This is a genomic window from Citrobacter sp. GW821-FHT02E08 (assembly GCF_059421685.1).
The window spans coordinates 120,310-135,661 of sequence record NZ_JBWKVL010000014.1 but is presented as its reverse complement, the minus strand read 5'-3'; the positions used below and the strand labels follow the sequence as shown (position 1 = coordinate 135,661).

Sequence of the window (15,352 nt, the reverse complement as noted above, 5' to 3'; positions counted from 1 at the left end):
GGTTTTGTCATGAGTCACCTCTGATTGAGAGTTTACTCACTTAGTCGCGTGTCCACTATTCGCGGGTAAGATCAGATCGTACTATCAGTAATGCGGGATTAGGCATCCGCCATAATATTGGGCGCTGGATGCTCGGCGGCAATACTTTTTATGATTATGATTTTACCCGTAATCATCGTCGCCTGGGGCTGGGCGTCGAATCCTGGACCGATTTCCTGCGATTCTCTGGCAACTATTATCATCCGCTCTCCGGCTGGAAAAATTCGCAGGATTTAGATTTTTATGAAGAGCGCCCGGCCCGTGGCTGGGATGTACGCATGGAGACATGGCTGCCGTTTTACCCACAGGTCGGCGGTAAGCTGGTCTATGAACACTATTACGGTGATGAGGTGGCGCTGTTTGGTGAAGATAACCTGGAGCGTAACCCGCAGGCCGTCACGCTCGGGCTGAATTATACCCCTGTACCGTTGCTCACGTTCAGTACGGATTATAAAGCCGGGACGGGTGATAACACGGATGTGAACGTGACAGCCACGCTAAATTATCAGTTTGGCACACCGCTTAAGGCACAGCTCGATCCGGAAAATGTCAAAATCCAGCATTCACTGGAAGGCAGTCGCCATGATTTTGTCGACCGCAATAACTTTATCGTTCTCGAATATCGCGAAAAAGATCCGCTGGACGTTTCGCTATTTCTGAAAGCCGACACAACCAATGAACATCCGGAATGCGTGATCAGCGATACGCCGGAAGCGGGCGTGGGCCTGGAAAAATGTAAGTGGACGATCAATGCACTGGTGAGTCATCACTACAAAATAGCGGCGGCATCATGGCAGGCAAAGAATAATGCGAACCGTACGCTGGTCATGCCCGTGGTTAAAGCGAACACGCTGACGGAAGGTAATAACAACAGCTGGAATCTGGTATTGCCTACATGGGAAAACGCGGCCACGGATGCTGAACGTCTTGCGTTGAATACATGGAAAGTCAGGATCACGCTGGTGGATGAAGAAGGTAATCAGCAGAACTCCGGCATCGTGGAGTTGACGGTACAGCAGCACCGCAAAATTGAACTGGTTGTTGATACCCTCGCGGGGGCCGATCTCAGTCAGCATAAACACGAGGCCAGCGCACAGGCGGATGGCGTCGACGGCGTCGTGATGGCACTGCTGCTGACAGATGCTTATGGCGATGATAACGACAGCAAAGGCGACAAACTGACGGATGACGCCATGGTGCCTGAGCTGTACGACAGCAATGACAAAAAGGTCGCGCTCTCGACCAAACCCTGCACGAACGTAACACCCTGCGTGTTTATCGCCAACCGCGATAAACAGGCCGGAACCCTCACTCTCTCCAGTACGCAGCCGGGCACTTTTCGCTGGAAGGCGAAAACGGATGCCTACGATGACAGTAATTATGTGGACATCACTTTCCTGGGCCAAAACATCAACGATGTTAATGCTGCTATTTACCAGACTCATGTCGGTAACCCGGTGAATTTAATTGGGAATAAGAACGGACACCTGCCATTGAACAGCGCATACCGATTTATGTTATGGCGCGATAAAAACAAGGACGGGGTGTTCCAGATGTCGGAGCAGCTCAGCGCTGAGGAAATGGCGCAGTACGACTACAAATGGGAGTTTACGGGTGTAAGCATCAGCGGGGATTCGGGGGCACAAACCAATACCGAGAACCAGGATTTGGTGCTTCCGGTGACGAACCGTGAAGCGAAGCAAAAATTTGGCGCCAGCGAAAAAAGTGGCGTTCAGGGGTATGGGATACGTGTCACGTATCACAAAAAGTAAAAGGCTATTGGCGCGATGGTTAACAAGGCCAGTCGCTGATATTCGAAACAAGAGGAATATTAATGAAACAAGTAACAACACAGCGTCTGACCAAAATTGCTATAGCGTTAGCCATTGCCGGATATTGCTCCGTACCTGTCGCATTTGCAGCGAATAAAGTGAGTAAAGTGGGCAATCTAAAAGAGGGGGCTGGCTGGTTGACGAGTGGTAACACGGGCAGCATTGTCGGTACGGCCCCTAAAATTAAAATCCCGAGCGCGCCAGCGACCGATGACGGCCTGCACGTCAAGGTGGAAATTGATCGCTCGGGTCGTACGGGCGGATCTACGGCGTCGACGGATGGCGAGAAGCAACTTCATGTCGGCGATAAGCTCACCGTCTCCTGGGATATCAACGATGCTGAAGGCGATACTGACGCCACGGGGTTAACGAAAAAGAGCATCAAGTGGATGTGTTACAAAGATCAGAGCAAAAAGGATGGTCGGTCCCTTCAGGGCAACGGCACGAATGGCTCGGACTCTTATACCATCGTAGCCGCAGACGAGAACTGTTATATCGGGATGCAAATTACCCCGATGACGGAGACCGGCGATCCCCGCACGGGCGTGCTGGTTGATATGGCCGATTTGTCCACCGCGGCTGGCGGCGGTAGCGACAGTGATGATATTCCGGAAGGGCCGGTGGTGGATGACGATCTGAAGGTGACGATTTATGACGCCGCCGATACCACGGTTAACCTGCTCAAGAACACCACGGTTCCACTGCATACCGGTCATACCTATAAGGTCAAACTGTGGCGAGATACCAACGGTAACGGCACCTACGATTCCGGTACGGATACCGATGTCACCAGCTACTATGACTATATGTGGGTGTTCACCGGTACGAGCGCGACGGCAAATACGTCCGGCGATTCCAGCGTACAGAACCAGGATCTGGTGCTCCCGGCAACCAATACTGCCGCAACCGGTGTTCTCTCCGGCGCAGGCGTGGATGGCGTTCAGGGCAATACGCTGGCCATCAAATACAAACGTAAATAGTGTTTTATCTCTGATGCCATTCTCCATGGGGAATGGCATTTTTGCAGATGCATTTTTTGTTGAATACACCACTGAACAAACAGAACGAAACCAGTCAGGACTGATTTATGCGCGGATATCGGAAAATGAAGAAGATATTGAGTATCTTATTGCTACTGGCGATGTCGTTCGGGATACCCGCATTTTCAGCCCAGGCCGCGCTTAAAGGCGGAACCTGGCAGACAACGCCCACCTCTACAGGTGAAATTAAGGGGACCAGCCCACAGGCCGACAGCGCGGCGATCGCGGTTTATCAGGGCAGTATACAGCTGGATCCCTCAAAAACGTACGCCGTACCGTTCAGCGCAACGCCCGGCGATTTCAGTGCTGATACTGCCGCCAGTCATCTTATCCTGACGAATCCCCACGATACCGAAGGCGACCTGTTCGCCGCACCGCCAGCGCTACAGTGGGAGAACCAGCAGCCGCCCGGCGCGGACCTGGTCTGGGCCGATGCCGCCACCCCGGATACGCTGCTTGATCCACAGCCGGTGGACGACGAAAGCTTTTGTGCACAAAATCTGGCCGGGCGTCATCTGGTGACGTGGCCGCAGGTGGATTCGACGGCGCCGCTACCTCTGCTGTATCTCTCCACGCTCACCGGCTCGCCCACCACCGGTACCGTGGCGCTGCAGGATAAGCGGGTGGCAATTGATATCGCTCCGTCGCCGAATGCGCCGCTGACGGTCAGCGCCAGCCACTATGACGATACGCTGAAAGCCGCGAAGGTGAAGGCCGGTGAGAGTATCGTACTGACCATTACCACCCATGACTGCGCTGGAAATGTGCTGAATAACGTACCCTTTGTCATTACCCGCAGCGATGCGCTTGGCCGACGGGGCGATGTTAAAAACGACGCACCGGTGCATATCGGCAATACCGAACTGACCACCGTCGACACCGAATATCAGGGTGTCACGGATGCTAACGGTACGGCGACCGTGGCAGTAACGCAGGATGGTGGGCCTGGGGTAAAAACCACGCTGAAGGTGAAGCCATCAAAAAGCAGCGTGTTGGAAGAAGATGTGGATGTGATATTCACCACGCTGACCAGCCCGAACAGCGATAAAGCCGCGATGTGGGGCCATATGGCGGAGAGTACCACGGTAGGCGATTTTACCTTTAGTCGCCCTAAACTGGCGGGGGAGGCCACTGGAACGAATGGCGCAGTGACCGACCATAACGAAGTCTGGGCGTTGTTTGACTGGAACAACGCTAACAGCCATTGCAATTCCCTTCTGCCGGATCTCCGACGGTTAGTCGCGCTGGACGTTGCCCAGGGCACGCAAACTATTCAGGACACGCTGGGGTGGCCGATACAGGGCAATGATTACTGGTCGGCTTCGCCCGGTGAATCAGGGCGGCACTTCGCGGTGGATATGAATGGTCAGGAGAGCGCATCCAGCAATGACAGTGAGCACTACCTTGTCAGTTGCGTGGATCACGCTATGCCGGTGGTTACACCCAAAATAACGCTGACGCCTGATCATTACGACACCACGCTAACTGCGGCGAAAGCGATGACCGGGGAATCCATCACCATGACGGTCACGATCACCGACAGCGTGACCGGGGAGCCGCTTCCTCACATGTATTACTCCCTGACGCTGGGCGAGGTACATAACCGCGCCAATGAAACCAGTTCCGAGTGGGAAACGTCTCCCGTGGTGATCACTGGCGAGCAGATTCAGGCCAGCGATCCACACCTTTATGAGGGGGTTACCGATGCCAACGGCGCCGCAACCGTAGTTTTGACCCAGCCCCAGGGCGCCGGCGTGCGTACCACCATCACGGCCGAAATGCGCAAAGGGTATACCACCACTGACAGTAAAGACGTGATTTTTACCGTCATCACCAGTCCGGACAGCGACAAAGCCCGCATGTGGGGCCATATGAAGGATGCGGCAACGGCAGACGGCAGTCTGTTCGTGCGCCCGCTACTGGCGGCTGAATCTGGCTATGAAACGGGTAATTACCGGGAAAACAACGAGGACTGGGCGACATTTGCGCAGCTGAGTAAGGCGGAAAGCCAGTGCGGTGACGGACAGGTGCCGTCAGCCAGTTCGCTGGAAAAACTGTATGCCGGGCACAGCGCAAACCAGATAGTCACGGCGTTGGGGTGGCCGACAGACGGTTACAGCTACATAGCGGCAGACACGGATGGCACCACGTACCACAACGTCAGCCTGAAAAACGGCGACCAGGGCAGCTTTACCGGTAGCGCGCCGAACTATCTCTCCTGCGCCGCCACGGAGCTGGTGGCGCAGCTTCAGGTCATTACCAACGGCGACGCCAGCCCGCGGCTTGCAAAAGCGAAAGCGGGAGAACCCATCACGCTGACGGTGCAGACAACCAACGCGGTAAACGGTTTGCCTGCGCCGAACGTGGCGTTCACGGTGACGTCCGAAGCGTCGACTAACCGGCAGGGGAGTGCCACCGGGTTTACATCCGGCGGCGCGTTGATAGTGAACGGACAGTCGTTTGGCACCAACAGCGGCATGACTGGCTCTTACCTGGGGACAACGGATGCGCAGGGGCAGGCGCAACTGGTCATTGAGCAACCGAAAGGGCCTGGCGTAAAAACGCCGCTGATCATCAAACTGAATGACTCGCGGGTTGCCGATGCGATTAACTATGAGGTGATTTTTACCGCCGTCACCAGCCCGGATACGGACAAAGCGCAGATGTGGGGGCACATGGATGACAGCGTGACGGTGGGTGATGATACATTTTATCGTCCTAAACTGGTGAGTGAGTTTACTGCCACCCCAGGTGGCTCAACGCGTGCGCTGGATAACGAGGTGTGGGGTGAGCTGGATCACGCTGGTGCACAGAGCAGCGCGGCGGGAGGATGTGACACCAGCCACCTTCCCAGTACAGGTCAGATGACGGCGCTGTATAACGCGAACAAAGATAGTAAAATGAATACCGAACACGGCTGGCCTGTTGCTTATACCTACTGGACGTCGACGCTCTCTTCAGGAACCAGCGGCAAATGGGATATCATCAATATGGCGTCCGGTAGTACGGGTACCACCACCGCCACCTCTGTATACATGGTCTCCTGTCTGAAAGACGCTAACCCGGTAGCGGCACAAATAACCCTGGAGACGGTGGATAAATCTCAGTGGTCAGAGACGCTGAACGCCGCCAGGGTGAAAAAAGACGATACGCTGCGATTAAAACTGACGACAAAGGACAGTGCGGGCAATCCGGTACCGGATACGTCGGTCGTAATCTCGCGCGGAGACGATTATTCTCGCCAGGACGTCAAAGAGAGTGCCCCCGCATCCATGGTGATTAACGGGCAGGCATTAGCTAATACATCCTCTTTGCTGTATGCGTCAACCGGCGCTGACGGTAGTCTGATTCTGGAGATCACCAGGGCAAACACCAAAGGCACAAAAGCGACGCTTACCGCAAAGCTGTCTGATAACGCCAGCGTCACGGCAGGCATAGACACCCTTTTTACCGTTGTCACCAGCCCGGACTCGGCGAAAGCGACTTACTGGGGGCATATGCCCGAAACGCTGACGGCAACCGATGGTACCGTCTTTAAACGCCCGAAACTCTTTAATGAACTGGCTCAGACGAGCGGGTATAAATCTGCTTCGGAAAATTATGAGTCGTGGGCTGTCTTAACGTATCCGCAGGCACAAGATAACGCCTCATCTGGATGCGATGAGGCACATATCCCGACCAGAGATTCGCTCAATTCGCTCTACAGCGCCTATCCGGGCGGCAAAATGGAATCTGAACAAGGATGGCCCACCTACACCTACTACTGGAGTAATACGGCTGATAATTCTGTTACCGCCAGTCGCAATTATTATACCGTTAGCCTGTATTCGGACAGCAGTTCGGGGATGGCACAAAATCAAACAAAGTATCTGACTTGTCTTGATAAAGCGCGACCAAAGGGGAATGTCGCTCAAATTGAACTGACGTCTGCGCAATATGTACCCGAACTGCATGCCGCCAAAGTGAAAAAAGGTGAGAAAATTACGTGGCAGATAAAATTCAAAGACGCACAGGGGAATGAAGTACCAGATGTCGCTTTTTCTATTCTTGGTGCATCGGGCACGAAACGTAATGGTGAGTCTTACAGCGGTTACCTGTACGCAGGATATCCCGGAGGAACTACGACATATTTATCAGGGAATACCCGTTTCTACGGTGTCACGGACAGCAATGGGCAGGCGCTGGTGGAGGTTTCAGGAGGTGCAGGGTTTGAGGCATTACTCTCTGTTTCACCCGATGAAAACAGCGCAATAGTTGAAAATATGCCCTCTATTTTTACGATAGTAACCAGTCCGGACAGTGATAAAGCCGCGATGTGGGGACATATGCCAGATACCATCACGGTAGATGATATCGTTTTTGAGCGGCCAAAACTGGCGGCGGAGGCCCCATCAGCGAGTGGTCATACGACGATAAGCAATGAATCCTGGGCAACCGTGAGGGATCATAACGTGGCTTTCAACAACCCAGAGGCGGGGGGATGTGCGGTAAACCATTTACCGCAGATCGCTCAAATGAGTGCGTTATATGATGCGCACAGTGGCAATAAGATCAGTACCGAATTCGGTTGGCCGGTCACCTCAAGTTATAATTACTGGACCTCCACGTATTATTATCCAGACAGACTTTCGGCCTGGTATTCAATCGAATTAAAAAGCGGATATACGTATTCTGCGAGTGGATCATCGTGGATGATGATTACGTGCCTGAAAGACGCCAACCCAGCGCCATCGAAGATCGTTATCAAACCCGTCGATAGCACGCAATGGGATGCATCACAGAATGTTGCGAAGGCAAAAAGCGGTGAGACACTTCATCTAAACGTGACCGTCGAAGATGCCAGCGGCAATCCCGTACCCGCAACAATGCTGACCATTTCCCGCGGCAATGATTATAACCGTCAGGCAGTCCAGGAGTCAGCACAAGCGATGACGGTTAACGGCTCCACATTGCCTTCACCAGGATCAACAAGCAATTTGTCTACTGATGACGCCGGTAACCTGCTTCTGGATATGACGCGTCCGTCAACCGTAAAAGGCACAAAAGCACCGATTAATATCGCGATCACTGACATTCCCGGCGTAACGTCCAGTCTGGACACTGTTTTTACCGTGCTGACGAGTCCTGACTCCAGTAAAGCCCAGTACTGGGGTCATATGCCAGAGACAGTAACCAGCAGTGATGGCGTTGTTTTTCGTCGGCCAATGCTTCAGGCAGAGATCGGTGTGGGTTCCTACAGTTCGGCTAATAACGAAAAATGGTCTGCGATAACTTACCCACAGGCTTCTTCGTTGAATATCGAGGGATGTTCCATCGATAAAATACCGCTGCTCAGTGAGTGGCAAACACTCTACGGTGATCATCCAGGTGGTGCGGTGGCAACGCTTTATGGATGGCCGACCAATTATGTCTATTGGGGTGCCGATCTGACGGCAGACAATAAGGCGCAATCTATCAATCTGGCTTCAGGAAGTACGCAAGCGACAATGTCAGCGTCTACGACAGATTATGCCCTGCTGGTTTGCCTGACGCAGTCGCACACCAGGTCCGGGTCTGCCAGCACTGCGCTGAATTTTCCCGGATACCCATTGGGGACTGCGTCTATCAGGCGATAAATTGAGAGAGTGCGAAAAGAAAAATCCACGCAATTGCGTGGATTTTAAATTTATTGATTATTCCCTGCACCTGGCTATTGCCGAAGAGGTGCATAATTGTACGTAATTAAAGAAGATAAATAGATAGAATCATCATCAGTACGTATGCTAACACCAATTGGACACTATTTCGTTTTATTATCTCGAAAGGTGTTACACCAATAAACCCTGATACTGCCAGAATAACCCCTGAAATAGGAGAAAAACTGCGTCCCAGACTCGCCGCAAAGTGCAACGGTACCAGCATCTTAAAGACGGAGATCCCTGCGCCACGAGCGACTTCGGCACTCAGTGGCGCAAATGCGTTAAATACTGTAGCTGTCCCCATAATTACTGAGCCAAGGAAAATCAGCAGGCTGAAAAGGACAATCATCAGAATCGCATAATGTTCTTCGCTGGGAATAAAGCTAAATAGAGTATCGATAAAGCCGATTTTTATTATCCCTGCAACCAGTACTTGTGCACATAGCAAAATCGAAACAACTGTAATAAAAGACTGACCCATTTGATCAAACAGTCCCAGCACTTTATCCGTGGATTTTTTTAAATCGAATGCTCTCAGTGAGTCCAGAATAAAGGCGATAAAAAATGACAAGATAATGGCTGAGACCACATCAATTTTAAATCTTAAAAAAGTAGGTAAATATTCTTCCAACAGACTGGAGAAGGTAAACAGGATAATCATCGGTACTACAGGCAGCAGCGCATAATACCCAGGAATATGCGAAGCGGAAGCAATGACCTGTTCATCTTCTTGTGGCTGCTTGTGATGCTCACCTTCCTTTTTATCCCAGTACGCTTGCATAATCATGTGAGATACGCCGATGACTACGAACAAAATAGCAACGATAGGTATCTGTTTATCCACGAAGAAGGAAAAAAGATCGTAGCCGGTAATTTCTGAAATCAGGACACTTCCTGATGCTGATGGTCCATAATCAATGCAAATACCGGAGGCAATGACTGAGGCCACTGCGGCTTTAGAGCATCCAATGGAGCGCAGTACTGGATACAGAGTCGTTAACATTAATAACGCCAGTCCGGAAGGACTTGAAATAAACAACGCAAGAATTTGCATCAAGATATAGCAGGTACCCAGCAGCACGTATTTTGCATTAATTTTCTTCAGCGGAGTGATGCAGATTTCGACAAGTTTTTGTGATGCACCGATATCGTTCATGTACCGGGAGAAACCGGCAATGACCATAATTATCAGACCAAGCTTGGCAATGCTGTCAGAAAACAGGGCTTTAATTTCAATAAAAATGTCTAAAAGCTTTGAACCCGATGTGGCTTTAGTTATTGCGACATCCGGAAAAAACAGCGCTGTAATAATCAGTAAGCTAATACCACCACAAAGAATGATGGCCTGGGCATAGTATTTTTTTGCGATCCCGGCGCTGACCATCACGATAACTAAAAAAGAAGTTATTAAAACAAAGGCTTTGTCCCCAAAGGCAAATTTCAACCCGATTAAGGCAATGAATCCCAGTATGATAGCGAACGCTACTCTGGCCTTTTTTAACATAGTGTTTTGCATGCTTAGCACCTGACAGATAACATTACCTATATGTTATGATCATATAACCTATAAAATGTGTGACTTTAGTCATAAAACATAAAAAGAGAAAAAAATAGCCAAGATGTCATTTCTAGATTTATTTTTATGTATATCATAATGGTTATTGATTCATAACAAATGAGGAATTACCTATGAGTACTGGCATGTTTGAATCCTGTATCACAGGCCACTGGTTTAATGCTGAGGCCAAGGCACTCTGGTCGGATACTGCAACTATGCAGGCATGGCTCGATGTTGAAGCAGCGCTGGCTCAGGCTCAGGCAACTCTCGATATGATCCCCCAGGAGAGTGCTAATTGCATTTCCCAATCGGCAAAAGTAGAGTCCCTCGATATTGCTGCCATCAAGGATGGGATACGCCAGACGTGTCACCCCTTTGTACCGGTTCTGAAAGAGTTTGAACGGGTATGCGGTAAAGAAACGGCCAAATACATCCACTGGGGTGCTACGACGCAGAATATCTTCGATACCGGTGCCGTTTTACAATTGCGCGCCAGCCACAACATGATTTCGGCTTTTCTTGAGAAGACGCTAACTTCGCTTATGGAACTGGCATCTTCTTCGAAAGAGTATGTTCAGGCTGGTCGTACTCACGGTCAGCATGCATTGCCTATCACATTTGGTTTTAAGGTTGCTGGCTGGCATGCAGAATTGCATCGTATTGACAGAAGACTTTGCGAAGCAACTCAGGATGCCTTTGTGGTCAGTATGGGAGGCGCTGTTGGGACATTTTCGGCTATGGAAGGAAAAGGTCGGGAAGTACAGGAAGGCATGGCGCGACGACTCAATCTGGCTTCCAACCCCGTGCCAGTGAGAACATCCTATGATGGCATAACGCATTATGTCGCTGTTCTTGGTCAGCTTGCGGCCTTTGCAGAGAAAGTGGCTGAGGAGGTTATCTTCCTGCAGAGGACTGAAATTGCGGAACTGGAAGAAAGCTTCCACCATGGGAAAGTCGGTAGCTCAACGATGGCGCAAAAGAGAAACCCTCAGAACGCTCAAAATTTGGTTGGGCTGGCTCAACTGATGCGTTCACGTGTTCCTCTTTCGTATCAGTCAATGGTCCGAATGAATGAAGGCGATGCGGCTGAAAGTAACGTGATGGACGTCACGCTCCCGGAAACGGCGATTATTTCGGTATCCATCAGCGAAAACTTGCTAAACCTTATTGCGGGTCTACAGATATATCCTGAAAAAATGTTGGAAAACATTCGGCTGACTAAAGGACTGATCCTTTCAGAGTCCATTATGATGGCACTGGCAAAGGATATCGGCCGTTCAGAGGCGCATCATATACTCTACGAGGCGGCGATGTCCTCAGTTAAAAATAATTTGCCTTTCTCGGATTGTATTCGCATGCAGCTGAATATTATCGACTCAGGTATTGCCATTAATATTGACAACCTGCTCGATGAAACCAGTTACATTGGCGAGGCCGTCAATTGTGTGGACTATGTGTTGAAAAATCAGAAGCATTAATCGAATTCACCACGCTGTGGTCTGATGTTCTCATTAGGTTTCTCACGTCTTGTGGGAAGCTAGAGACTGAACTCTTTAGCGTGGTTGATCATATATTCGATATAGTCCATATGATAGGGGTTAGCACCGTTTTTTAGGGTGAAGAATATCATTTCATCATAAATATTAATGTCTATATTCTTGACGAGAACATGCTCGGGAATGTGCCCCCTCATCGGGAAATCGGGTGCAAGGCACAGCCCGAGATTTTCATTTACAAAGCTCATGGCAATAAGGGAATCAGAAACCTCGGCGACTACGTTTGGTTCGACATTGACTTCAGAAAATGCCCTTTTTATTTTGGTTGAAAGGATATTTCTTGGCGTATACATGATCAGATTTCTGTAATTGAAATCTGTCAGCGCCAGTCTGTCTTTTTTGGCAAGTTCGTTGTTTTTGTGCATCAGACAAACTATTTGCGCTTTAATCACCGGGTGAGCTGATAATTCTGAAACTCGATTATTGATATCAGCATTACCAAGCGCAATATCTGCGTGCCCCTCTCTGAGCTCATTGAGTAGGTCCACAGAGTTCACAACAGAAAAATTCACCTTCACGCCATTTTTTTCTTTGATATAACGCGCGGTAAGAGGTGCCAGGAAAGAATACGCAATAGTGGGTGTGGTGATAACCCTGATCGTCTCCGCAGCATGATGGGTCCAGTCATTTTCATCCATTCTTTGCAGTGAGGAAAAAATATTGAGGATCTCTTCATAGAAGAAAAGGGCCTCTTTGGTGGGAATAAATCGGCCTTTTTCTCTGATAAACAGCACTTTCCCTGATTTTTCTTCTATGCTGGCAATCGCTTTACTGACGGCTGGCTGACTGATACTTAGATATTCAGCCGCCTGGGTAGCAGACCCTTTTTCAACTAGGGCCTTAATGATTTCAAAGTCCCTGAACGAAGCCCAACGAACCGATAAATTTTTTTTCATGCCACCCACCGTAGATTGCGCATAGTTTTTTCTCAGAGATATTGTATCTCGCTAACTGGTTTGAATAAACTCTGAATACCAAGAGTACTGTCCCGGTGCCTGGCATGGCACACCAACCGGTAAAGTTGCTCTGAAGATGATCCGTTTATATCAGGGCAGCACCTGCATCATTGAGGTTTTTATAGCTTCAGGGAACAATATAACGGAACAGCGACCTGTGTTTTCTCGATAACATCTAAGACACTGTGAAAAGAAAAATCCACGCAATTGCGTGGATTTTATCGGGTTTGTTGGTTGCCACGAGATTCAATAAAACCTCATGAGACAACAAATTTTATTTAGACGTTGAACAGGAAGTTCATCACGTCGCCATCTTTAACGATATAGTCCTTACCTTCGGCGCGCATCTTACCGGCTTCTTTCGCACCTTGTTCACCTTTGTAGGTGATGAAATCTTCGAATGCGATGGTCTGGGCGCGGATAAATCCTTTTTCGAAATCGGTATGGATTTTACCTGCCGCTTGCGGTGCAGTAGCGCCGACCGGGATGGTCCATGCGCGAACTTCTTTTACGCCTGCGGTGAAGTACGTCTGCAGGTTCAGCAGTTCGTAACCAGCACGAATAACGCGGTTCAGGCCCGGCTCTTCGATCCCGAGTTCTGCCATAAACTCTTCGCGATCGGCATCGTCGAGTTCAGCGATATCGGATTCAACGGCGGCACACACGGCAACCACGACAGAACCTTCCGCAGCCGCGATTTCGCGCACTTTATCGAGGTACGGGTTATTTTCAAAACCGTCTTCGTTCACGTTGGCGATATACATGGTTGGCTTCAGGGTCAGGAAGCTCAGGTATTTGATTGCCGCTTTGTCTTCGTCGGTCAGATTTTTCAGCGCACGCAACATGCCTGCGTTTTCCAGCTGCGGCAGACATTTTTCCAGCGCGGCCTGTTCGGCTTTGGCGTCTTTATCGCCACCTTTGGCTTTCTTCTGCACGCGGTGCAGGGCACGTTCGCAGGTGTCGAGATCTGACAGCGCCAGTTCGGTATTGATAACGTCAATATCGTCAGCCGGATCGACTTTGTTATTCACGTGGATGATGTTGTCGTTTTCAAAGCAGCGAACAACGTGGCCGATGGCTTCGGTTTCACGAATGTTGGTCAGGAACTGGTTACCCAGGCCTTCACCTTTGGACGCCCCTTTTACCAGACCAGCGATGTCGACGAATTCCATAGTGGTGGGGAGAATGCGCTGCGGCTTAACGATCTCTGCCAGTTGGTCCAGACGAGGATCGGGCATTGGTACGACACCGGTATTCGGCTCGATAGTGCAGAACGGGAAGTTTGCCGCTTCAATACCGGCTTTGGTCAGCGCATTGAACAGGGTAGATTTCCCGACGTTGGGCAAACCGACGATACCGCATTTGAATCCCATGATTTAAATCACCTTAATATCTTGATAATCAACCTGTTATAGAAAACAGATTGTAGAAAAGTAAATAACTTTGCCTATTATACACAGCGTAAGGCAAAAATGCCGCATATCCCTGCTTATTGCGCTTTAAAGGTATGCAGCCGGCTCGTTGCTTTAGTCAGGCCATCTTTGAACCAAATCTCCGTGCAACGGGCCGCTTCGTCAATGGCTTCATCAATTAACTTCTGTTCAGAAACAGGCGGTTTGCCTAACACGAAGCCCACAACTTTGTTTTTATCGCCGGGATGCCCTATTCCGACACGTAAGCGATGAAAGTTAGGGTTATTGCCCAACTTGCTAATGATATCTTTCAGCCCGTTATGTCCGCCGTGTCCGCCGCCCAGTTTAAACTTCGCCACGCCGGGGGGGAGATCCAGTTCGTCGTGAGCGACCAGAATTTCATCGGGATTAATACGGTAAAAGCTGGCCATTGCGCCAACCGCCTTGCCACTCAGATTCATAAATGTGGTCGGGACTAAAAGGCGAACATCTTCGCCCTCCAGCGTCACTCGGGAGGTATAACCAAAGAATTTAGGCTCATCGCGCAGAGGGGCGCGCAATCGCTCTGCCAGTAAATCAACGAACCATGCGCCTGCATTGTGTCGGGTTGCTGCGTATTCAGCGCCGGGGTTTGCCAGGCCGACAATCAATTTAATCGTCACGCTATTTGTCCTGAGTATGTCTATCACTGGCGCGTAGTGTACTGTCTGCGGCGTCGCTTGACAAAAAACAGCGTGCGTTGAGAGAGGAACTGAATAATTTCCCTTGTGGACTATTGAAATGTCAAGGTGTTCAGAGGGTTATTTGTAAAGTTTTGTTGAACAGATGTTTGTAATTGTGATCGTTCCCGCACATGCAAAGATAACTGTTGTCTATACTTTACACATAAGGATTAGGGGTATTCCCTGCAGCAACCCAAAAGTTCCGGAGGTGACACATGAAACGCAAAAACGCTTCGCTACTCGGCAATGTGCTCATGGGGTTGGGTTTAGTGGTAATGGTTGTTGGTGTTGGTTATTCCATTTTAAATCAGCTTCCGCAGTTTAACCTGCCGCAGTTTTTCGCACACGGCGCGGTGCTCAGTATCTTTGTCGGCGCTATCCTCTGGCTGGCAGGAGCGCGTGTTGGCGGGCATGAGCAGGTAAGTGACAGATACTGGTGGGTTCGCCACTACGATAAACGTTGTCGTCGCAGCGATAATCGTCGTCACAGCTAAGTTTATCTTGCCTGTCACTTTTTAATTACCGGTCCGCAAAGGCGCAGACCGGTAATTGATAGTGA

The 15,352-nt window shown here is 50.0% G+C and carries 8 protein-coding genes and 1 pseudogene; 5 read left to right on the top strand and 4 right to left on the bottom strand.

The window, feature by feature from the left end:
- Nucleotides 1-68 precede the first annotated feature (68 nt).
- The 3 genes and pseudogenes from sinH to AC07UY_RS17350 all read left to right on the top strand — a co-directional run.
- A pseudogene (gene sinH / locus AC07UY_RS17360) lies at nt 69-1,811 on the top strand (intimin-like inverse autotransporter SinH); the annotation flags it as partial.
- A 62-nt stretch (nt 1,812-1,873) separates the two neighbouring features.
- On the top strand, nt 1,874-2,851 hold the full coding sequence (locus AC07UY_RS17355) for a SinI family autotransporter-associated protein (protein WP_494701648.1): 978 nt from the start codon (nt 1,874-1,876) through the stop codon (nt 2,849-2,851).
- Between the two features lie 125 nt (nt 2,852-2,976).
- Nucleotides 2,977-8,526 (top strand): adhesion domain-containing protein, encoded by a 5,550-nt coding sequence (locus tag AC07UY_RS17350; protein ID WP_494701647.1) that lies wholly within the window; start codon nt 2,977-2,979, stop codon nt 8,524-8,526.
- A 106-nt stretch (nt 8,527-8,632) separates the two neighbouring features.
- On the opposite strand, the gene dcuC is transcribed toward AC07UY_RS17350, so the two are convergent.
- Complete coding sequence (dcuC, locus tag AC07UY_RS17345; RefSeq protein ID WP_494701646.1) at nt 8,633-10,105, bottom strand: C4-dicarboxylate transporter DcuC; 1,473 nt, start codon at nt 10,103-10,105, stop codon at nt 8,633-8,635.
- Nucleotides 10,106-10,278: 173 nt separating this feature from the next.
- On the opposite strand from dcuC, the gene AC07UY_RS17340 reads away from it, so the two are divergent.
- The gene (locus AC07UY_RS17340) at nt 10,279-11,625 is read left to right on the top strand and encodes a class-II fumarase/aspartase family protein (RefSeq protein ID WP_494701645.1); all 1,347 of its coding nucleotides are present in this window, start codon (nt 10,279-10,281) and stop codon (nt 11,623-11,625) included.
- 59 nt (nt 11,626-11,684) lie between these two features.
- Here AC07UY_RS17340 and AC07UY_RS17335 read toward each other — a convergent pair whose 3' ends face one another.
- The 3 genes from AC07UY_RS17335 to pth all read right to left on the bottom strand — a co-directional run bounded on the left by AC07UY_RS17335 (nt 11,685) and on the right by pth (nt 14,733).
- A complete protein-coding gene (locus tag AC07UY_RS17335; protein WP_301697314.1) occupies nt 11,685-12,599 on the bottom strand; it encodes a LysR family transcriptional regulator in 915 nt (304 codons plus the stop codon).
- 338 nt (nt 12,600-12,937) lie between these two features.
- Nucleotides 12,938-14,032 (bottom strand): redox-regulated ATPase YchF, encoded by a 1,095-nt coding sequence (gene ychF, locus AC07UY_RS17330; RefSeq protein ID WP_203360980.1) that lies wholly within the window; start codon nt 14,030-14,032, stop codon nt 12,938-12,940.
- A 116-nt stretch (nt 14,033-14,148) separates the two neighbouring features.
- Nucleotides 14,149-14,733 (bottom strand): aminoacyl-tRNA hydrolase, encoded by a 585-nt coding sequence (gene pth, locus AC07UY_RS17325; RefSeq protein ID WP_192612443.1) that lies wholly within the window; start codon nt 14,731-14,733, stop codon nt 14,149-14,151.
- A 275-nt stretch (nt 14,734-15,008) separates the two neighbouring features.
- Between pth and ychH the strand changes: the two genes are divergently transcribed.
- Nucleotides 15,009-15,287 (top strand): stress-induced protein YchH, encoded by a 279-nt coding sequence (gene ychH, locus AC07UY_RS17320; protein WP_192612442.1) that lies wholly within the window; start codon nt 15,009-15,011, stop codon nt 15,285-15,287.
- The last annotated feature ends 65 nt before the right edge of the window (nt 15,288-15,352 follow it).